General features: G+C 30.9%; 19 protein-coding genes. 12 read left to right on the forward strand and 7 right to left on the reverse strand.

Annotation, left to right across the window (positions count from 1 at the left end):
• Positions 1-10 precede the first annotated feature (10 nt).
• Entirely contained in the window at positions 11-1,885 is a 1,875-nt protein-coding gene (locus RM697_RS00535; protein WP_311425883.1) for a tetratricopeptide repeat-containing sensor histidine kinase, read from the forward strand.
• 68 nt (positions 1,886-1,953) lie between these two features.
• Positions 1,954-2,604 (forward strand): response regulator transcription factor, encoded by a 651-nt coding sequence (locus tag RM697_RS00540; RefSeq protein WP_311425884.1) that lies wholly within the window; start codon positions 1,954-1,956, stop codon positions 2,602-2,604.
• A gap of 4 nt (positions 2,605-2,608) precedes the next feature.
• Here RM697_RS00540 and RM697_RS00545 read toward each other — a convergent pair whose 3' ends face one another.
• From RM697_RS00545 to RM697_RS00555, 3 genes are all read right to left on the reverse strand, one after another.
• Positions 2,609-4,717, reverse strand: coding sequence for a glycoside hydrolase family 9 protein (locus RM697_RS00545; protein ID WP_311425885.1), 2,109 nt, complete (start codon positions 4,715-4,717; stop codon positions 2,609-2,611).
• Between the two features lie 63 nt (positions 4,718-4,780).
• The gene (coaD, locus tag RM697_RS00550) at positions 4,781-5,233 is read right to left on the reverse strand and encodes a pantetheine-phosphate adenylyltransferase (RefSeq protein ID WP_311425886.1); all 453 of its coding nucleotides are present in this window, start codon (positions 5,231-5,233) and stop codon (positions 4,781-4,783) included.
• A 241-nt stretch (positions 5,234-5,474) separates the two neighbouring features.
• Positions 5,475-6,452, reverse strand: a complete 978-nt coding sequence (locus RM697_RS00555; protein ID WP_311425887.1) for a D-alanine--D-alanine ligase — start codon at positions 6,450-6,452, stop codon at positions 5,475-5,477.
• A gap of 164 nt (positions 6,453-6,616) precedes the next feature.
• Between RM697_RS00555 and RM697_RS00560 the strand changes: the two genes are divergently transcribed.
• The 4 genes from RM697_RS00560 to yaaA all read left to right on the forward strand — a co-directional run bounded on the left by RM697_RS00560 (position 6,617) and on the right by yaaA (position 9,613).
• Positions 6,617-7,168 (forward strand): PASTA domain-containing protein, encoded by a 552-nt coding sequence (locus RM697_RS00560; protein WP_311425888.1) that lies wholly within the window; start codon positions 6,617-6,619, stop codon positions 7,166-7,168.
• Positions 7,169-7,190: 22 nt separating this feature from the next.
• Positions 7,191-8,216 carry an RluA family pseudouridine synthase gene (locus RM697_RS00565; protein WP_311425889.1) on the forward strand — a complete coding sequence of 342 codons (1,026 nt, stop codon included), beginning with the start codon at positions 7,191-7,193 and terminating at the stop codon, positions 8,214-8,216.
• An 8-nt stretch (positions 8,217-8,224) separates the two neighbouring features.
• The gene (locus tag RM697_RS00570) at positions 8,225-8,731 is read left to right on the forward strand and encodes a hypothetical protein (RefSeq protein ID WP_311425890.1); all 507 of its coding nucleotides are present in this window, start codon (positions 8,225-8,227) and stop codon (positions 8,729-8,731) included.
• Between the two features lie 123 nt (positions 8,732-8,854).
• Positions 8,855-9,613, forward strand: a complete 759-nt coding sequence (gene yaaA, locus RM697_RS00575; protein WP_311425891.1) for a peroxide stress protein YaaA — start codon at positions 8,855-8,857, stop codon at positions 9,611-9,613.
• Between the two features lie 5 nt (positions 9,614-9,618).
• Here the strand turns inward: yaaA and RM697_RS00580 are convergent, their stop codons facing one another.
• On the reverse strand, positions 9,619-10,827 hold the full coding sequence (locus RM697_RS00580; protein WP_311425892.1) for an MDR family MFS transporter: 1,209 nt from the start codon (positions 10,825-10,827) through the stop codon (positions 9,619-9,621).
• Positions 10,828-11,092: 265 nt separating this feature from the next.
• On the opposite strand from RM697_RS00580, the gene RM697_RS00585 reads away from it, so the two are divergent.
• Complete coding sequence (locus RM697_RS00585) at positions 11,093-11,695, forward strand: DUF1684 domain-containing protein (protein WP_311425893.1); 603 nt, start codon at positions 11,093-11,095, stop codon at positions 11,693-11,695.
• 1 nt (position 11,696) lies between these two features.
• Here the strand turns inward: RM697_RS00585 and RM697_RS00590 are convergent, their stop codons facing one another.
• Both RM697_RS00590 and RM697_RS00595 read right to left on the reverse strand, forming a co-directional pair.
• Complete coding sequence (locus RM697_RS00590; protein WP_311425894.1) at positions 11,697-12,635, reverse strand: LysR family transcriptional regulator; 939 nt, start codon at positions 12,633-12,635, stop codon at positions 11,697-11,699.
• Between the two features lie 155 nt (positions 12,636-12,790).
• The gene (locus RM697_RS00595; RefSeq protein WP_311425895.1) at positions 12,791-14,239 is read right to left on the reverse strand and encodes a hypothetical protein; all 1,449 of its coding nucleotides are present in this window, start codon (positions 14,237-14,239) and stop codon (positions 12,791-12,793) included.
• A gap of 130 nt (positions 14,240-14,369) precedes the next feature.
• On the opposite strand from RM697_RS00595, the gene RM697_RS00600 reads away from it, so the two are divergent.
• The 3 genes from RM697_RS00600 to RM697_RS00610 are packed head-to-tail and all read left to right on the forward strand — an operon-like array spanning position 14,370 to position 18,144.
• Positions 14,370-14,882, forward strand: a complete 513-nt coding sequence (locus RM697_RS00600; protein ID WP_311425896.1) for an RNA polymerase sigma factor — start codon at positions 14,370-14,372, stop codon at positions 14,880-14,882.
• A gap of 56 nt (positions 14,883-14,938) precedes the next feature.
• Complete coding sequence (locus tag RM697_RS00605) at positions 14,939-15,856, forward strand: FecR family protein (protein WP_311425897.1); 918 nt, start codon at positions 14,939-14,941, stop codon at positions 15,854-15,856.
• Complete coding sequence (locus RM697_RS00610; protein ID WP_311425898.1) at positions 15,856-18,144, forward strand: FecR domain-containing protein; 2,289 nt, start codon at positions 15,856-15,858, stop codon at positions 18,142-18,144. The genes RM697_RS00605 and RM697_RS00610 overlap by 1 nt, the downstream gene beginning before the upstream one ends.
• Positions 18,145-18,202: 58 nt before the next feature.
• Here the strand turns inward: RM697_RS00610 and RM697_RS00615 are convergent, their stop codons facing one another.
• The gene (locus tag RM697_RS00615) at positions 18,203-18,622 is read right to left on the reverse strand and encodes a DUF2141 domain-containing protein (RefSeq protein WP_311425899.1); all 420 of its coding nucleotides are present in this window, start codon (positions 18,620-18,622) and stop codon (positions 18,203-18,205) included.
• Positions 18,623-18,842: 220 nt separating this feature from the next.
• On the opposite strand from RM697_RS00615, the gene pyrG reads away from it, so the two are divergent.
• Positions 18,843-20,483 carry a CTP synthase gene (pyrG, locus tag RM697_RS00620; protein WP_311425900.1) on the forward strand — a complete coding sequence of 547 codons (1,641 nt, stop codon included), beginning with the start codon at positions 18,843-18,845 and terminating at the stop codon, positions 20,481-20,483.
• Between the two features lie 59 nt (positions 20,484-20,542).
• Positions 20,543-22,459 carry a membrane protein insertase YidC gene (gene yidC / locus RM697_RS00625; RefSeq protein WP_311425901.1) on the forward strand — a complete coding sequence of 639 codons (1,917 nt, stop codon included), beginning with the start codon at positions 20,543-20,545 and terminating at the stop codon, positions 22,457-22,459.
• Positions 22,460-22,462 lie beyond the last annotated feature (3 nt).

Below are 22,462 nucleotides of genomic sequence, written 5' to 3' on the forward strand. Positions count from 1 at the left end.
TTTTCTTGGTATGAGAAATATTTTTTCAGGTATTTTGAGTCTGTTTCTAACAATCTCATTTGCACAAAATAACAACTCGGAGTTAGTAGATTCTATAATTGATCAATATCGAAAAAACCCTAAAGAATCCATTCCTTTAGTAAAAGAAAAGATTGCAAATTTAGATTCTAAAGACGCTTACCTCACAGCTAGATATAAAAGTTATTTGGCTGTTTTATATAGAGATTCTGGTTTGTTTACAGACTCCAAAGAATTATCTAATGAAGTTATTAATTCTACTAAAGATTCAATAATTCTTGGTTCTAGTTTTAATAATCTTGGAGCAGTGAACAGAAAATTAGGTGCTTATGAAGAAGCACTAGATAATTATATTAAAGCTTTAGCAATTTATGATCATCTTAATTTTAAACCAGAACAAGCTACAGTTAATAATAATATAGGTTTGGTTTATAGTTATTTGGGAGCAAATAAAAAGGCCATAGAATATCATTTAAAAGCCAAAGAAAGCTTTGAGTCTTTAGATAATAAGAAAGGAATTTCTGAGGTCTATAACAATATCGCAATTGTTTATGCCAATGATGGTGATTTAGAAAAATCTCTGGATTACTTTAAATATTCTTTACAAATAGAAGAGTCACTAAACGATATAAAAGGTATTGCAGAATCACAAAATAATGTTGGTGCAGTATTTTATTATCTACAAGAAATAGATTCAGCTTTAGTATATTTTAATAAATCTGCTGCTTTAGAACGAAGACTTAAAAACTTCCCTGGTGTTGCTGATAGTTATAATAATATAGCGCAAACACTCATTGAAACCAACAGAGTAAACGAATCAAAAGTATATATAGATAGTGCCTACTATTATTCTGAAAAGTACAATTTGGCAACAGGCTTGGAATCTGCCTTATATAATTACTCTAGTTATTTTGAAGAAAAAAATGATAATAAAAAAGCACTTCAATACTACAAAGAACTCACCAAATTTAGAGATAGCTTAGTTAGTGTAGAAACAGCGAGTAAAGTTGCAGAGATCGATGTAAAATATCAAACTGAAAAAAAGGAAAAAGAAATTTTAGCGCAGCGAGCAGAGATAGCAGAGCAAGAATTAGATATTAGTGAAAAGAAAAGTCAGATGTTAGGATTAGGTATTTTAGCTGTTGTACTCGGATTGCTAGGCTTTTTGTTTTACAACCAACAAAAACTGAAAAACAGACAATTGCAAAAAGAAAATGAGCTCAAAGATGCTTTGCTAAAAATTGAGACTCAAAATAAATTGCAAGAACAGCGCTTACGTATTAGTAGAGACTTGCACGATAACATAGGAGCACAATTAACCTTTATTATATCATCTTTAGATAATTTAAAATACGGTTTTAAGCTTCCAGATAAATTATCTAATAAGTTAAGTAGTATAAGTTCATTTACATCTAGTACTATTCAAGAATTAAGAGATACAATTTGGGCTATGAATAAAAATGATATCTCCTTTGAAGATTTAAAGGTACGTCTATCAAATTTTATTGAAAAAGCAGATAAAGTAAAAGATACTGTAGTTTTTGATTTTAAACTATCAAAAGCATTACCAGATCAATTAAGTTTTACCTCAGTAAAAGGGATGAATATTTATAGGATAATTCAAGAAGCGGTTAATAATGCCTTAAAGTATTCTGAAGCTTCAAAAATTAAAGTTTCAGTTGATAAAACTAAAGATGAGTTGTTATTTTCGGTAAATGATAACGGTAAAGGTTTTGATATAGAGAAGACGGATTTAGGCAATGGTTTAAACAATATGAAAAAGAGAGCAGAAGAGATAAAAGGTGTCTTAGATATTAAATCAAAAACTTCTGAAGGAACTGAAATTTTACTCAGATTTCAATATTAAAATAAGACATTTGCCTTAGTCTTTAATGATATACTAAGTTGTAAATTGTTTGCACTAATTTTAAGCTGATGAAAATAAAAATAGCCATAGTAGACGATAATACCTTTTTAATATCTGCAGTTAAAGAGAAACTATCATTTTTTGAAGATTTAAACTATAAGTTTTCTGCAATGCATGGTTCTGATCTCTTAGCTAAATTGGAAGATAATCACAATCTAGACCTCATTTTAATGGATATAGAAATGCCTGTACTCAATGGAATTGAGACTACAGAAATAGTGAAGCAAAAGTATCCACATATTAAAATTATAATGCTTACTGTCTTTGATAATGATGAAAATATTTTTAATGCTATTAGAGCTGGAGCAGATGGTTATTTGCTTAAAGATGTCGATGCTAAAACATTACACGATGGTATTGTTGAGACTTTAAATGGTGGTGCAGCAATGAACCCTTCAATTGCTTTAAAAACATTAAAACTACTCAGAAATCCAATAGATATAGAAAACCCTAAAGACAAAGAAGATATTCAATTAACCAATAGAGAAACTGAAGTTTTGGAGCATTTAAGTAAGGGCTTAAACTATAAACAAATAGCTGATAATCTTATTTTATCACCAAGTACAGTGCGTAAACACATTGAAAATATTTACAAGAAATTACAAGTCCACAATAAGCTTGAAGCTGTCCAAAAAGCAAAACGCAATAATTTAATTTAATCTCTTAGTTTTTAATTAGTTTGAGATTTTTTGTCTTTCCTTCTAAGGCAATGGAAACAACATAAAAACCATCTTGTAATTTTGAGATATCAATCGTTTCTGATTTGTTAAGTGAAGGAATATTTAAAACTGTTTGTCCATTAATACCTCTTATAGTTACTGAAATATTATTGTAATTAATACCATTAATTGTTACAAATGTTTTAGAAGGATTTGGACTTAATTTTAAATCTATAGTACTTAATTCAAAATCATTATTACTTAAAATATCATTTTCATTAAGCCTTGCAATTCCTGCTAATAGTCTAATATATGCTGCCTGATAGTATATGGCAGGTTCACTAATTTCCCAAGAATTATCTGGGTTACTCGTATTAAAATCTAAATAACTTTTTTGTAATGGCTGACCATAAGGAGGTGTAAGGTTTGTATTTGCAGTATAGTTTTGATTACATCCACCAGAAAGATATCCAGGTGCAGGACCATAAGCTGTGGTATCTTCATTATCCCATTGAGAACCATCTGCAAACCAAAAATGATAAATTTCTTTAAGACTATTTTCTGCTCCATAATCTTGCATAGAACTTAAATACACAATATCTAATGGATTTACTCCATGGAAATAATGAAGAATTTCCTTGGCTCTTAACCCAAAACTAGAACTTGCAGTAGTATTAATATTGTAATGTTTAAAAATTAAATTTAGATTACCCATTGACGCTCTAGACGAGTTGCTTCCCCAATGATAAGTCCAATCATTACAGTAACCTCTATATAAGTCTAAATTGTTAAACTGAAAGTAATTATTGTAGTTGTTAGAAGATGCAGTTTGTGCGGAGTTGAGAATCAAATTAACTGTAGAGTTATCTGCATTGTTAAGCGTGGTGTAGTGCAGCAACGCATCAATTTCTCTGATTGCATAATTTTCCCATTGATTATTATTAATTACCTCAGTATCGTTAATGTTATTAATGATATATTGGTTGTAAGAAGAATTTCCGGTAATATCGTAAAGATATATAGCAGCTGTTAATGCCATCTTTCTTTGGTCTGCTGAAGACCTGTCTGCATCTCCAGCGACTACTGAGCCATCATCACAATGTTCTTGTAAGGTATTGTTGTTTAAGAAAGGTAAAACCCATTGCCAACATAGCTCTGCTTTTTCTTCTAAAGTTTGAGCATAATTTGAAAGTGGTGGAAATTCTTTAAACACCCTGGAAGCATGTGATAGCATTGAAGCATTGGCAATAGCTGATGAGGTACAAACTGGAGCATAATAACGTATATCATTATTTAAACTTGGAGGTGTATTTACATTTTCTCCATAATTTCTATTACCAACTTTTATATGTACAGAACCATCAGCATTAATCATTTTTAATAACCAATCTGTTTCCCATTTAATTTCATCAATAATATCTGGTATTCCATTTCCAGATTCAGGAATATTAAAATCATCGCCAAACATATTAGGATTAATGGTGTAAGCCCAAAGTAAATCGTGTACAGCAGTTTCGGCAAAAGTAACATACTTGTTATTGTCACCAGCATCAAACCAACCGCCTCGCATATCTTTTGTTGTCAAAGTATTAGTTTGGTCGTAAACATCTCTAGCAAACTCATCTTGAGTAAATGATATTCCATCTACATATTCTGAGGAGACATAAGGTGTAGTTTTTTCAATATTAGCTCTATTGTAATAGAACATTTTGGTAGTAACTTTCAGAATATCATCATAAACAGCATCATTAATTTCAAAAATTGCTGAAGATTCACTAGTTGAAGGATCAAAAATATAATAACTACCAGGATTTGTTACAGACGAAAAATCAAACCACCAACCATTATCTCCAGATTGTGAGTGTACTCCACCATTATTCCAAGATGAAATTAAGCCTGTGAAAATAACAGTATTGGTATTTGCATCTCTAACTTCTAGACTGTTATTTGGTGTGTAGTTTAATGCGCTATTAAACCCAATTTGCGGATTGCTAATTACAGCAACCTTGGTGTTATTAACTCTGTAACCAAATTGGTCAACATGAATAAAATCACTGTGCTGCGCCAAACAAAATAGTGGTAAAAAAAACTGAAGTAGGTAAATCTTTTTCATTGTAGGTAGGTTTAGAAATGAGACTATACCTAAATATACGACAAGAATTAGATTTTAGATGTTTTAAACTGATACACTTTTAGGTACAAGTTTCGTGTAATCACCATTATGACGTATAACATCTCTTACAATTGAGGACGAAATATAAGATGTACTAGCTGCTGTTAAAAGAAACACAGTTTCTATAGGTGCAAGATCTCTGTTAGTATGTGCAATAGCCTTTTCAAATTCGAAATCTGCTGGATTACGAAGACCTCTAAGGATAAAATCTACATTATTTTTTTGACAAAAGTCAACGGTTAAACCTTTATAAGTAACCACAGAGACTTTGGGTTCATTTTTAAAGGCATTTTCAATAAATGCTTTACGTTGTTCTAAAGAGAACATGTATTTTTTATCAGCATTTATACCAATAGCTACGATAACTTCATCAAAAAGCTGTATACCACGTTTAATAATATCGTAATGTCCTAATGTAATGGGATCAAAAGAACCTGGAAAAACAGCACGTTTCATCTGTAGTTATATTTGATTATTGTTTCAAATATAACTATTAATTCTAGAAGTTTAGAACTAAAATTGAGATGTTACAACGTCAATATCTACTTAGTGCTAGAGAATAAAACAGTAGCAATAATTAATATGGTTAAGAAAGAAAAAAGATAATTAACGTATTTCAATTTTGCGTACGAAAACGTTCTAATAAAATTAGATTTCATAGTTTGTAGGTTAAGATTTGGTATCACTAATATAGAAATTATTTTTTAAATGCCTCTTCTATAGCATTTTCAAAGAGTTTTTTTAAGGAAATTCCAGCAGCTGCAGCTTGTTGTGGTAAGATACTTTCTTTAGTTAGCCCAGGCACTGTATTCATTTCTATAAGGTGTGGCTCACCATTTTTAAAAATATATTCGCTCCTGCTAAATCCAGTCATTTTTAAGATGTCATAGACGCGTTTGGCTACCTCATTAGCTTTATTTTCTAAATCCTTTGAAAGTCTTGCAGGTGTAATTTCTTGAGATTTTCCTAAGTACTTAGCTTCGTAATCAAAAAAATCGTTTTCACTAACAATTTCAGTTATTGGTAATACTTTAGTTTCACCTTGGTATGTTATAACACCTATAGATACTTCTGTGCCATCTAAAAATTCTTCAATAATAATCTCATTATCTTCTTTAAATGCAAAAGTAACAGCTTGTTGTATATCTTCTTTTTTAGATACTTTACTGATTCCAAAACTACTGCCAGCTTTATTAGCTTTTACAAAGCAAGGTAATCCTACTTTGGCTATTATAGCATCTTCATTAATAACATCTCCAAGATTTAGGTAATAACTCTTGGCCATTTTAATACCATAAGGTTTTAAGGTGGATAACAAGTCTCGTTTATTAAAGGACAATGCTGCATTGTACATACTGCAACTTGTATGTGGAATTTGTAATAACTCAAAATAAGATTGCATATAGCCATCCTCACCAGGAGAGCCATGAATGGCATTAAAAACACAATCAAATACTATTTTTTTTGATGCTATAGTTACGGAAAAATCATGTTTATCAATATCAAACTCGGTATTATTATCATCGACATAAACCCATTTATCTTTGAAAATATGAATCCTATACGTATTGTAGAGCAACTTATCTAAAGTTTCATAGACGACATTACCACTTTTAAGCGAAATTTTAAACTCGCTAGAGTAGCCTCCCATGATTATAGCTATATTTTTTTTCATAGTTTGCTCTGCAAAAGCAGGTGTTTTATTGTATTAAGTGTAACTCTAGTAATCTAAAGTTTATAATATTTCGTAAGTATATTGAGTTATGTTAAACTATCAACCCGAAAGCAAAACGATAAACGCATAGCTTTTTATATATTTGTCGAGAACTAAAGTACTAAATGAGTCTAATAAAATTCCTAACAAGTAAAGTTTTTTTTAAACAAGTTGCATTAGCCTTTGTGGCTGTTATTGTAATTTGTTTTTTATTGTTGCAATGGTTAAAGTCTACCACAAATCATGGTGAGTTTATCGTTGTGCCAGATCTTACAGGTAAATCTTTAGAAGTTGCAGATATAGAGCTAAAGGATAATGATCTAAGAATGGAGATACAGGATTCTGCTAATTATAATCCTAAATATCCCAAGTATTCTGTTATTGAGCAATACCCACTTGCTGGTGCAAAGGTAAAAGAAGATCGTAAAATTCAATTAATTTTAAATCCATCAGGTTACAGAAAAGTAGCTGTACCTAATATAGTTCGTAGAACATTTAGACAAGCCAAACCAACGCTTGAAGCTTTAGGGTTTGTGGTTGGTGATATAAGCTACCAAGATGATATAGGTAAGGACGAAGTACTCGCTGTAAGATATAAAGGAAAACCTATAAAAGCAGGTGAAAAACTACCTTTAAAATCTACTATAGATTTGGTGCTGGGCAATGGGAATAGATAATACAATATTTCCACTTTAAACCATGGAAGACCAACATAAAGATCAAAATCAACGTTATGAGCATCATTCGTTTATTGTAGAGCAAGGACAGCAACCTTTACGAATAGATAAATACGTCTTAAATTTTATTGAAAACGCTAACAGAAGTAAAATCCAAGCTGCTGCAAAACTTGGTAATGTATTAGTTAATGGAAATCCTGTTAAGCCTAGCTACAAGGTAAAAGCCAATGACAATATTAAGATATTATTTGAACATCCTACTCATGAAGGTTTGTTGGTAGGTGAAGATATTGCTATAGATATTGTTTATGAAGATGACGATTTATTGGTTGTAAATAAACCAGCAGGAATGGTTGTACATCCTGGCCATGGAAATTATTCTGGCACATTGATAAACGGATTAATTCATCATATTGCAAACCTTCCAAAAAACTCTAGTGATCGTCCTGGATTAGTTCATAGAATAGATAAAGATACCAGTGGATTATTAGTTGTTGCAAAAACGGAGCATGCTATGAATCATTTATCTAATCAATTCGCTGAAAAAACCAGTGAAAGAGAATATGTAGCTTTAGTTTGGGGAAATGTTGTAGATGATGAAGGAACTGTAAAAGGTAATATTGGTCGTCATCCTAAAAACCGATTACAGAATACAGTATTTTTAGATGATGAAGCAGATAAAGGAAAACCAGCTGTAACGCACTATAGAGTATTAGAACGATTTGGTTATGTAACCTTATTGAGTTGTAGATTAGAAACAGGTCGTACACATCAAATACGTGTACATATGAAGCATATAGGTCATACCTTATTTAATGACGAACGCTATGGAGGAGAAAAGATTTTAAAAGGAACAACGTTTACTAAATACAAGCAATTTGTAGATAACTGTTTTAAAATTTTACCACGACAAGCATTACATGCTAAGACCTTGGGTTTTGAACATCCTTCAACCAAAGAATGGAAATCTTTTACTTCTAAAGTTCCTAATGATATTGAAGCTTGTATTGAAAAATGGCGTAATTATGCCAAACATGTTAATGAATAAATTGTAATATGAAAATAGACTTAATTAAACATATACTATTTGCCTTTGTGCTCATCTCATGTGGTAATAATGATGATGAAACAGCTGTTTTAGTAGAAACTTGGAAGCTTCAATCCTTAGAAGCAGGAGATTTTTACGATTTTAATGGTGATTTAAATTTTTCTGAAGACATTGTAAATGAATTGAACTGCATGGATTTTGACACCTATTTTCTATACAGCGATGGAACTGGAGAGGAACAAGTTACTAAGAATATAGCTTTGTTTTTTGATGCTTCAACCAGCAGCGTGCAAGGTATTTGTGAAAACCTTTCAGAAACACAACGCATCCCTTTAACATGGTCTGTAAATGATAATACAAGAACATTCAATTTCCAAGGGCTTTCTGCAATGGGAACCATTATTGATAATCAACTTATTTTTGAGCAAATAGATTTTCCGTTGTACACAGATAATACGCTTACTAGTATAGAGTTATTTCAGTCTGCAAAATTTACGTATATCTTACAGGAATAGTCTTAATATTGATAGTGTTTATATAACTATCAATAATAGTTTTTATATTGAATATATCTATGTATTGTAACATTGTATTTTTGTACTATTAAATGTCCTTTTCCAGAAAAGAATAAAGAACTTATGAAACTAGTATTATCTCCAGCAAAATCTCTTAATTACGAAAGTGAATTACCAACCAATATTACCACAGAAGGTTGTTTTTTAGCAGAAGCAGAGCGTTTAAATAAATTGCTAAAAAAGAAATCAGCTAGGAGTTTATCTAAGCTTATGAAGATTTCGGACAATTTGGGTCAGCTAAATTATGAACGTAACCAAGATTGGAGTTTGCCCTTTAATAAAGATAATGCAAGACAAGCTGTGTATGCATTTAATGGTGATGTATATAGAGGATTAGACATTTATACTTTACCAAAAAACAAAATTGATAAACTTCAAAATACTGTTCGTATTATCTCAGGATTATATGGTGTATTAAAACCAATGGATCTAATACAACCTTATCGTTTAGAAATGGGAACTAAATTTCCGGTTGGTAAAACTAAAAACCTCTATCAGTTTTGGAAAACTAAAATTACTAAAGCGTTAAATGAAGAGTTAGCAGATGATGAGGTGTTCTTAAACTTAGCATCCAATGAGTACTTTAAAGCTATAGATACTAAAGCATTAAAAGTCCCTGTTATTACTGCAAATTTTAAAGAGTTTAAAAATGGTGAATACAAGATGATAGCCATTTTTGCAAAGATTGCTCGTGGTTTAATGGCACGATATGTTTTAGATACTAATGCCAATACAATTAAAGATATCAAAGGATTTAATTACGAAGGTTACGGCTTTAGTGATGAACTCTCTTCTGAAACTGAATTAGTATTTACGAGATAAATCAACTATTCTTCTCCAGTTATTTTTAACTGTCTCTTCAACAGAACTAATAAAGCTATACATGCCAAACATATACCTGTAATAATAAACCAAGTATTGTCATAGCCTAATGCATCTACCATTTGAAGTCCTATATTATGTCCAAAAATATGAGCAATAGAAAACGAAATGGTATATGCAGCCATATATTCTCCCATTTTTCCTTTTTTAGATAAATCTATCACTAGCGCATTAGAAAATGGAAAAGCGACCATTTCACCGAGAGTCATTAATAACATTGCAATAACTAATATACCAGACCAAGAACTGTAATTTAGTATAATAAAGCTTAATCCTGTGAGTAATGTACCTAACAAAATGAGTCCTGTTTTAGAATGTTTTTTGCCTTCTAGCCAACTTATAAGAGGCATTTCTAGTACAAAAATTACTAAACCATTCATTCCTAATAATAATCCAATCTCAAATTCGCTTAATTCATATCTGTCTCTATAGTACAAAGGCATTGTTGAGAAATATTGCAAGAAAGCTATACCAAATAACACCATAGCAAAAAAGAATATCCAAAAGGCTTTGTCTTTAAAAACCGACTGCGGATTTTCATTAATAACAGAATCTACAGCTTTTGCCTTTTTAGGATGTAATACATTGATTAAAAATAGTGTTGCTAAGAGGCAGGTAATACCATCTACCCAAAATAAACCATCATAACCTATTGTAGCAATTATTAATCCTCCAATAGCTGGTCCTGCAGAAAACCCAAGATTTATAGCCAAACGTATAAGTGTAACAGAACGTGTTTTGTTTTCTGGTTTACTGTATGCGCTCATAGCTACAAAAATGGCTGGTCTAAACATATCTGCTACGAGCATTACGAGAAAAATCCCAAGGCATATTAATTCAAAAGTTTTTAGGTATTGCAAACCAATAAAAAGAAAACCTGTGGTTAATAAACTTCTTACCATAACTTTATAATAGCCAATCTTGTCTGTTAGTTTTCCACCAAGCCAAGAGCCTACTACAGATCCAAGTCCAAAGGCAGACATAATCCATGCAACATTATTAAAGCTAAAGTTTAAATCTTCGGTTAGATATAAGGAGAGGAAAGGAATAACCATAGTACCAGCTCTATTAATAAATGTTATGAGAGCTAGCCACCAGATTTCTTTAGAAAGGCCTTTAAAAGTGTCTATATACGTATTAAATAATCGTTTCATAATCTTTTAAGTGGTTTATAACCAGGTGATTTATTTTAGTGTCGATTATCGACTAAAAGTAAAAAGTCCGACTGTGAAGTCGGACTTTTTTATATTGTTAGATTCTATATTTATATCATCATATCGTATAACAAGTCCGACCTCTAAATTTTGAGGTAGTACATTGTGAATATCTTACGATGATGTTGCGCATGTCTTATTTAATTTTACTCAAAACTAGGTAAAATATCTGTAAGTTGTATTTTTGAGAACTAAATATTTAATAATGAAACAATTTATAGTCTTTTTTTTGATGATTTCTACTCTAAGCTGTGCTCAGGATAAAACAGATATTAAAGTTGAAACACAATGGCAACGCGAAATAAATACTAACTTTAAGGATGCTTCAAAATCACCTTTAACAGCCAAAGGTCTTAAAAAGTTTAAAGGTTTGGATTTTTTTAGTTTTGATTCTTCGTATGTGGTAACAGCCAAGTTAAAATTAACACCAGACTCTAAACCTTTTAAGATGAAAACAACTACTGATCGTAGGCCATTATATCGTATTTTTGGTATTGCTACCTTTGAGTTAAATGGGAAAACACATCAATTAAATGTCTATCAGAATCTTGGATTATTAAATAAAAAAGGATACGAAGATTATTTATCTATTCCGTTTTATGATGATACTAATGGCGAAACTACTTATGGAGGAGGACGTTATGTAGAAGCACGAATCCCTGAAGGAGATCATTTAGTTATTAATTTTAACCAAGCTTATAATCCATATTGTGCTTATAGTGATCGCTATTCATGCACTTTGGTTCCAAGAGTTAATTATTTAGAAACTGCTGTAGAGGCTGGAGTAAAGGCTTATAAGAAGCCATAAATTACTTAGCCAAAGGACTGATAATTTTTACGTTAGAAAACGCAATAGCACCTCTTATTATACCAGATATCTCATTAAAAAGAGCATCAATGATATGCATTTTTAGTTCGCTTTTATGATATATTACACTAACTTCTCTGGCAGGAGAAGGGTCTTCGAAATGTATAAGATTAGATTCTAATTTATGTTGTACGTCTAAGGTGTGTAAATAAGGTAACAACGTCATACCAAGTCCTTCATTAGATAGTTTAATTAGTGTTTCTATACTACCACTTTCTAATTGAAAATTATCATCTATATGATCTTTAAATACTTTACATAGATTTATAACACCATCTCTAAGACAGTGACCATCTTCTAGAAGAAGCATGTCGTCTAAATCTAAATCACTTACACTTATAGCTTTTTTGTGTTTTAGTCTATGATTATTAGGTACATACGCTACAAATGGTTCGTAATACAATACACGTTCTTTTATAAATTCGTTCTCTAAAGGTGTAGCTGCAATAGCTGCATCTAGATGACCATCTTTTAGTCTTGAGATAATTTCTTCTGTGGTAAGTTCTTCTATTTTTAGTTTTACCTTAGGATATTTCTTAATAAAATTTTTTAAAAACATAGGTAGTAGTGTAGGCATAATTGTTGGGATGATTCCAAGTTTAAATTCTCCACCAATAAACCCTTTTTGCTGATCTACGATATCTTGAATTCTGTCAGATTCATTAACGATATTTCTAGCTTGCTTAACAATTTTTTTACCAACATCTGTAAGCTCAATGGGTTTTTTAGAGCGATCAAAAATTAAGATATCTAGTTGATCTTCTAGTTTCTGAACTTGTGTACTTAATGTAGGTTGTGTTACAAAGCAGTGCTCAGCTGCCTTAGTGAAGTTTTTATGCTCAGCAATAGCTAAAACATATTGTAGTTGTGTAATCGTCATTAGTATAAATTAAGACTATAAAATTACTAAAAACGATTTAGAAAACCTATTATAGGTTAAAGCCAAAAAACCTTCAGGTTTTGGCCTGAAGGTCTTTGCTAAATTAACCAATTTTTATTGTAAAGTTATTAATTAAAACCAATTTTAACTCTTAATTAATCACAGACTTTAGTTCCTAAGTAAGACTGGTCTATTGCTACTATGATTTCAGCATCACAATCAAATAAATTATAGGTATTGTTAAAATCATTGAATTCTTCAGTAATAGTTACTGTGTATCCTCCTGTAATAGGATCGATACCAATATTCCAATTGCCATTAGTAGTAAAACTCTCATCTTCATTTACTATTGTCAAAGTACCATCCTCAGTAAAGGTTAATAAATAAGGCTCATTAGAATTATTAGAAGCTAATATCCAAGGACATTCAACTAAGTTTTCTATGTAGTCTTCTTCAGAACAGTCGTTTCCATTATCATCTTCACACTCTACAAAACTTGTAAAGCCTTCACATTCTGCAATACATGCATTAAAAAACTCTATAACTTCACTTCCATTAGGTGTTTGTACTTCTACACAAACAGGATCATATTCTGTTGGGCAATCATCACAACCACCAACATTATTACAGTCTACAAAATTATTTTCAGTGAAACCTTCACATAATGCATAACATTCATTAGGGAAGACAATGACAAAGGTTTGTCCATCTTCTTCAATTTCAACACAAACAGGCTCACCATCATCTTCACAATCACAACCGTTATTATAATCATCATAACATTCATCAAGGACCTCATAAAAATCTTCAACATTGTTTATGGTAACAACTTCGCCATCTTCCGTGGTTACAGATAATGGATATTCAAAATCAAAGTAATAGGAGTTGTAAACTGCAGTATTTAATTCTTCATCAGAATTTACAGTAACACTAGTTCCGTTATCTGTTATAATAGTAATTGGATAATTAAACTCAAAGCATTCAAAACCACCATTTCCATTATAATCGTCTCCACAGTCGTCTAAGAAATCGTTTTCAGTAAAACCATCACATTCTGCCCAACATGCATTAGGATAGGTTAATGTAAAACTAACACCAGAAGGATCAGTTACTTCAACACAGACTGGTTCGTATACTTCATAACACTCACAATCTGGCACATCAAAATCACAACTTTCTATAATTGCAGCAAACTCCTCTTCGTTATTTACAGTAACTATTTCAATAGCATCTGTATCTTCATTGAAGACTTCAACATCAAAAGGAAAAGCTATACCATTAACGTATAAATCATCAGAAAAATTAATTAATACACTAATTAATTCGTCTAAGCTATTAACACTAACAGTTGTTCCGTTGTTGTAAGATAGATCTATTGGATAAACAAAATCAAAACAGAAATCGAAAACGATATTTCCGGCAGGATTTTGTGTAGACATTACATCTCCTTGAGATCCTAAACGAGAACCTAGTTCATTTAAAGCTGTAGTTATAGATTCACTTTCTTCTATTTGCTGTTCTTCAAAAACAGGTTCGTTATTAGTACAGGCGGAAAAGGCAAGTACGAGTAGTAAACTTAGTAAGGCAATTTTTATCTTTTTCATTTGGTATAAGGTTTAATTATTAAATTTTTCTTGATCAATTACTCTTTAGACAACTCCATTTTAAAAAACCCTACTTTTTTGTAAGTTTTTTTTTTGCTTAGTTTTGATTGCAGAAATTTTAAACTAACTAATGCTTAAAGATCTTAAAAAGATATGTGATCCAGAAGTATTTGAAGATGTATTCAATCTTTACGGAAAAGATTTAAGACGTTTTCTTTTTTTTAAAACTAAGGATATTGATACTGCTGAAGATATACTTCAAGATACTTTCATAAAATTATGGGAGAATTGTGACACTGTTAATTACAGTTCTGTTAAAGGATTTTTGTATACAGTAGCAAATAATTTATTCTTAAATTCAATAAAGAGAAATAAAGTTAAGCAAAACATTATAGCTCAATTAGGAAGTAATTACAATTTAGAAAGCCCTGATTTTGTCTTGGAAGAAAAGGAGTTTTTAATAAAAATAGAGCAAACCATTGCCTCTTTACCAGAAAAACAACGAGAGGTCTTTTTAATGAATAGAATAGAAAAAAAGAAATATAAAGAGATTTCTGAGCTTTTAGATATTTCTGTAAAAGCTGTAGAAAAACGTATGCATCAGGCTTTAATTATAATGCGAAAAGAAATAGGAAATGTATAACTTTAAAATTTAGGTAGGGTTTTTACAATTATAATTGTTTTTAGATATAGAAGATCATGAAAGATCAAAATAACATACATAACGACCAATATTTAGCGCAATGGATTGAGGGCCTAATTTCTGACTCAGAACTAAAAAAGTTAGTTTCTGAAGAGGAGTTTACAACCTTATTTAATATGCGCGAAAAGCTAAATACATACATTGAGCTTCAACAGCCATTAGATAGTATATTTGATTCTATTAAAAATAAAATTGGCCTAAAATCAAAACCACGCAAAGTAAAATGGAATTGGGCATTAGCTATAGCTGCTATTATAGTTTTATGTTTAAGCCTAGTAACGCTTCTTAATCCTAATGATAGAGTTTTTGAAACAGGTTTTGGTGAACAGAAATTAATAGCACTTGCAGATGGCACTGAAGTTATACTTAATGCTAAATCTTCGATAACATACAATGAGTCAGATTGGGAAGAAGAGCGTACCCTAAACTTAGTAGGTGAAGCTTATTTTAAAGTAAAAAAGGGAAGCACCTTTACAGTTAATACGCAGCGAGGTTCTGTTGAGGTTTTAGGTACAGAATTTAATGTTAATGTCAAAGATGAGTTATTAGAAGTCGTCTGTTATGAAGGCAGTGTTTTGGTTTCTCAATATGGTAAAAAAACGACTCTAAAATCAAATGATAATATTAGAAAGGTAAATGGTAACAATATAGAAACATGGACATCATCATTATCAAGACCTAATTGGGTTGATGGTGAGAGTACCTACAAAAGTATGCCTTTAAAATATGTGATTTTAGCTTTAGAAAATCAATATAACATAAAATTTGAAACAGATTTAATAGACAACTCAATGTTGTTTAGTGGTAGTTTTACACATACCAATCTAGAGATAGCATTACAAACAGTATTTGGTGCTCTAGAGATACATTATTATGAAAAAGAAAAAAATGTAGTAACACTAACGTCCAATTAATGAAATGGATTTATAGTATTATTATGGTATTACCACTAATGGCCTTTTCGCAAGAAGAGGCCACTTTTTATGTGCAATTAGATGATTTACCATTAGATGAAGCTTTGGTGATTATTGAAAAAACTTTTGATGTTAGATTCTCCTATCAAGATAAAGTTATTGACGATAAAACTTTTAATGTAGAAGGTGATTTTTATTCAATTTCAGAAATTCTTAATTTATTAACCACTAACACATCGCTTAAATATAATAGAGTCGATAATAGATATATTATTATAACAAAATCAAAGATTTTAAATATTCAAAAGCTCGAGGATATTATCATATATGGATTTTTAACTCAAGGAATTACCAAGAATAAAGATGCAAGCTATTCTATTTCACCTAAAGAGTTAGGAAATTTGCCAGGCTTAATCGAGCCAGATATTTTAGAAAGTATTCAACAATTACCAGGTGTTATAAGTCCTAATGAAACAGCAACAGGTTTAGTGGTAAGGGGAGGAACTGTAGACCAAAACCGATTAATTTGGGATGGTATTAATATGTATCATAAGGGACATTTGTTTGGAATGATTTCACCATTTAATCCAAATGCAGCTGATGATGTTGTCTTTATAAATAAAGGTACTAATCCAAGATTTGGAGAGCGTGTCTCTAGTGTTATTAATATAAAATCAAAATCTGAAATATCTAATACACTTAAAGCAAGTATTGGAATAAACGCATTAAACGCTGATGCATATCTGGAGTTGCCAATCATTGAAGATAAACTAAGTATTCAAACATCTGTTAGGAGAAGTTATACCGAATTATTTGAATCTTACACCTTCAATCAACTAGGAGATAAAGTATTTCAGAGCACAAAAATAGATTCTGAAAATAATACTGATGACGACTTTAGTTTTTTAGATTATAATATAAAAGTTAATTACCAGCATAATTTAAAAAATAAGTTTAGTCTTAGTTTAATAGCCATTGATAATAGATTAGATTTTTTCAATAGTGAATCCAATACTAATACAGATGTTAACGATATTTTAGATATTAAAAATGTAGGCTATAGTGCAACTTGGGATCGTATTTGGAGTAATAAATTATCACAGTCTACCAAGTTGTTTTTTTCAGATTATCAATTAAATTATAATCTCATTACCTCTAATAATGGTTTGCAGATTTCAGATTTTGATAAAAGAAATAAGATATTTGATTCTGGCGTTCTTACAGAATTCAATTTACAAACTAACTCTAGAGATGTTTTAAGTTTTGGATATGAATTTAACCTTAAGGATGTTAATTATGCTTTTATCAATACTACAGATTTATCATTTGTTTTAGATGCAGACAAAAATGTGGAAAGAACTCATAGTGTATTCGGAAATTATAACTTTAAAACATCTTGGTTAGACCTTAATTTGGGTTTTAGGACTAATTATTACAATGCATTAGATGCATTTAGATTTGAACCAAGACTTTTAGCTTACATTCCAATATGTAATCAATTGAAACTACAAGTTTCATCAGAACTAAAAAATCAGATCATTAGCGAAATAGATGAAACTGTTTTAAGTGATTTAACATTAGAGAATAGATTATGGAGATTGGCAAATGGAGAGGCCTTTCCAATAATAAATAGTCTTCAATCCTCTTTCGGCTTTATTTTTTCTAAAAATGGATGGCGAATAGATGTAGATAATTATTACAAACGTATTACTAATATTTCGGCTTTATCTTTAGGGTTTTTAAATCCAGAAAACAGTGGATTTAATATTGGAGATCGAAATATTATTGGTTCAGATATAGTTGTAGAAAAGCGTTATAAGAGATTTAAAACCTGGTTATCCTATTCTTATACATTTACAGAAAATAAGTATGATGGTATTAATAATAATGAATACTTTACCTCTAGTACTAATGTTAGACATGCCGTTAATCTCTCATTAACCTATAGTCATAAGCAATGGAATATTGCTGCAGGTTGGAGATTACAATCAGGAAAACCGTTTACAGAATCTATCATTAATACTAATGATGTGGAATTTCTTGGAGTAAATCAAGGTAGACTAAAAACATATCATCGACTAGATCTCTCAGCGACCTACAATTTTAATTTTTCAAAATTTAAAACTTTAAAAGGTAAAATAGGATGCTCAATTAGAAACGTTTATAATAGAAATAATCAATTGAGTAGAGAATATACAGGAAATAATAGCTTAAATGATCCTATTGAAGTTGTAGATAAATTTTCATTAGGCTTTACACCTAATATATTATTTAGAATATATTGGTAAATAAATCCCTAAAGCAATAAGCTTTAGGGATTTGATTGATTGATTGATGAAAGTGAACTTAAAACCTAATATTAAGATCTAAAGTTTTACCAGTAAATTCAAATTTAGCGTCAGAATACATTGGTGGTCCATAACTCATAGGATTGTTAGACATACCATAATTTTCTTTTGGCATTCCATTGTTTTCAAAATCCATTCTGTTGTTCTCGTTTTCATCATGTAACGCCATGATTGCATATTCTCCAGGTTTAACGTTTTCAAAAGTTATTGTTACTTTTCCGTCCGTAATTTTAGATTCAGAATTCATAATACCTTGACCTTTCATAAACGTATCTTTAGAATGTAAGGATAATAAAACCTTTCCGTTATTATTTTTAATGTTTTCAATAGTAACAGTAATCGAGTTTACGTCTTCATTTTGTGAGAATCCAAATGTTGTTGATAATGCTAATACAACTAAAAGTGCTAATGTTTTCATAATATTTGTTTTTATGGTTTTGTTTGTTTGATGAGACAAATATCATTCAGGTTCCTCAATTACAATAATTCATATTACCGAATTGTAGATTTTTATTACTGAAATGTAATTTATTTGCCATTAGTTTAAAATTATCCATGAGTCTATTTAAAATAACAGGGCAAGTTATACTTGGATTAAACATAATATCGTAAATTTGCTTGCGTTTTAAAAACGCATCATGACAACTACAACTAAATACATCTTTGTAACAGGAGGTGTAACATCTTCTCTAGGTAAAGGAATCATAGCAGCATCTCTAGCAAAGCTTTTACAGGCTCAAGGTTACAGAGTTACTATCCAAAAATTAGATCCTTACATTAACATAGATCCAGGGACTTTAAATCCTTATGAACATGGCGAATGCTATGTTACAGATGATGGTGCAGAAACCGATTTAGACTTAGGACATTATGAACGTTTTTTAAATGTACCTACAAGTCAGGCAAATAATGTTACAACAGGACGTATATACCAAAGCGTTATTAATAAAGAACGTCGTGGTGAGTTTTTAGGTAAAACAGTACAAGTTATTCCTCATATAACTGATGAGATTAAGCGTCGTATTCAAATTTTAGGAAAATCTGATGATTATGATATTGTTATTACAGAAATAGGCGGAACTGTCGGTGATATAGAGTCGTTACCCTATATTGAAGCTGTACGTCAGCTAGAGTGGGATTTAGGTGAAAATAATACATGTGTTATTCATTTAACCTTAGTACCTTACCTTTCTGCCGCTGGTGAGCTCAAAACCAAACCAACTCAACATAGTGTAAAAACTTTGATGGAGAGTGGAGTCCAAGCAGATGTTTTAGTATGTAGAACAGAACATCATTTAAGTGATAGTATAAAAACTAAATTAGCTCGTTTTTGTAATGTAAAGAAAGATGCTGTTATTCAATCTATAGATGCTTCAACGATATACGATGTGCCAAATCTTATGTTAGATGAAGGCTTAGATACTGTTGTGCTTAAAAAGCTAAATTTAAAGAGTGCAAAGCCTAATTTAGATCAATGGAATGCATTTTTACAACGTCATAAAAATCCAAATAACGAGGTCACAATTGGTCTAATTGGTAAGTATGTAGAACTTCAGGATTCCTATAAATCTATTTTAGAGTCCTTTATTCATGCTGGTGCAGCAAATGAAGTTAAGGTAAAAGTAGAGTCTATACATTCAGAGTATATTACTACAGATAATATAGAAGACAAATTAAAGCATTTGCATGGCGTTTTAGTAGCTCCTGGATTTGGTGAACGAGGAATTGAAGGTAAAATTTCTGCCATACAATACGTGAGAGAACATAATATTCCGTTTTTAGGAATTTGCTTAGGTATGCAAATGGCAGTGATTGAATATAGTAGAAATGTCCTTGGTTTAACCAATGCAAATTCTACCGAAATGAATGAAGAGACGGATCATCCAGTAATTAACTTAATGGAATCTCAAAAAGCAGTGATCAATAAAGGAGGTACTATGAGATTAGGATCTTGGGATTGCCAACTTTTAAAAGGAAGTATTACTCATAATGTCTATAAAACACAAAAAATAGAGGAGCGACATAGACATCGTTACGAGTTTAATAATGAATACTTAGAACAAATTGAAACGTCTGGAATGAAAGCAACTGGTATTAATCCAGATACAAAACTTGTTGAAGTTATTGAAATTCCAGATCATATGTGGTTTGTAGGTGTCCAATATCACCCAGAATATAAAAGTACAGTAGCTAATCCGCATCCTTTATTTGTAGCATTTGTTAAAGCTGCTTTAAATCACAGCAGTCAGCAAAACAGTGTCAGTTTGGCACAAAATTAATTTTGGACAACAATTTGATATAATAAAGTAAGCTCTCCAAAAAGAGTAACCAACAGTATATGGAAGAAAAAAAACTAGACTTAAACTCAATTATAGGATTCGTACTTATCTTCGGAATTCTATTATATATGTTCTATCAAAACGAACAAAAACGACAAGCTGAAGAGTTAGAAAATGCAAACCAAGAGCAGGTAGACCAAAATAGTCAGGTAAAAGCAGATTCACTAAATATTGCAAATGACACTAAATTAATACAAGAGAGTTCTGTAGAAGTAGTGTCAGATTCTATAAAGGCATTAGAGCTTCAGAATAAATTAGGTGCTTTTGCTTATGCGTCAACTTTACCATCAGCGCAAGACGATATAACAACTGTAAGTACTGATGTTTTTGATCTCAAATTCAAAAATAAAGGTGGATTTCTTTCAGAAGTAAAACTCAAACAATATGTTGATTACAAGGCTGAGCCTGTATTTCTTATTAAAGATGATAACACAGCATTTAACATAAACTTTGGTACAAGCGATAATAGAATCTTAAATACCGAAGATTTATTTTTTGAGCCATCTGTAACAAAAAATGGTGATAATACTGTGGTTTCTATGAAGCTCAAAGTGTCAGAAACTAGATACTTGGAGTATAGATACGAACTGAAGCCCAATGATTATATGATTAATTTTTCAATTAATTCTCAAGGGCTAAGTAATGTTATAAATAGCTCACAGGATATTAATTTAGATTGGTCACTTAAAGGTCTAAGACAAGCTAAAAGTATTACATACGAAAACAGATATACACGTTTAACATATCAGCACGATGGTGATAAAATTGATAAGTTAGGCCAAATGAGTGATGATAATGAAACAGAACAAGATGTTGCTTGGTTGTCTTTTAGACAACACTTTTTTAGTAGTATTTTAGTCCCCGATCAGCCTATAAAATCGGTTAACTTAACTTCTACAGATTTAGTTAAGGATGAAGAAGTTGATACAGTTTATACTAAAGCTTACAATTCTAAATTTGCTCTAGCAGTTAGTAATGGAGAATTAAAAAACAATTTTGGTTTTTATTATGGCCCAACAGATGCTAAGGTCTTAAAAACGTACGATAAAAATCTAGAGGAAAGTATACCTTTTGGATGGGGAATTTTTGGTTGGATTAATAAGGCTGTATTTATTCCTTTATTTGGGTTTTTGAGTGGGTTTTTACCTTATGGTATTGCAATTATTGTGATGACAATTTTGGTAAAAATATTACTCTCTTTTGTTCAGTATAAGCAGTTTTTATCACAGGCTAAAATGAGAATATTAAAGCCAGAATTAGATGCTATACGTGCAAAATATAAGGATAACAAACTTAAAGCTCAGCAAGAGACTATGGCTTTACAGAGTAAAGCAGGAGCAAGTCCTATGGCTGGCTGTTTACCTGGTTTAATGCAAATTCCTGTGTTTTATGCGTTGTTTATGTTTTTCCCAACAGCATTTGCATTACGACAAAAAAGTTTTCTTTGGGCAGAAGATCTATCTTCATTTGACTCCATTTATGATTTTCCTCCAGGTGTAAATATTCCATTCTATGGAGATCACGTTAGTTTATTTCCAATATTAGCAGCTATTGCTATTTTCTTCTATATGAAAATGACGACTGGACAACAAATGGCGAGCCAACCTACACAAGAAGGAATGCCAGATATGGGAAAAATGATGAAATACATGATTTATTTCTCTCCATTACTAATGTTAGTGTTTTTCAATCAGTATGCTTCTGGTTTAAGTTTGTATTACTTTATTTCAAACTTAATTAGTATTGGTATTATGTTGGTCATCAAAAAATATATTATTGATGAAGAAAAAGTTCTAGCTAAGATTGAGGTTAGTAAAAGCAAACCTAAAAAGCAGAATAAGTTTCAGAAAAAAATGCAACAAATGATGGAACAAGCTGAGCAGCAAAAACAAGCACAACAGCGTCGTAAAAAATAAATA

It is taken from the genome of Microcosmobacter mediterraneus, assembly GCF_031846265.1.
Taxonomy (GTDB): Bacteria; Bacteroidota; Bacteroidia; order Flavobacteriales; family Flavobacteriaceae; genus Microcosmobacter; species Microcosmobacter mediterraneus.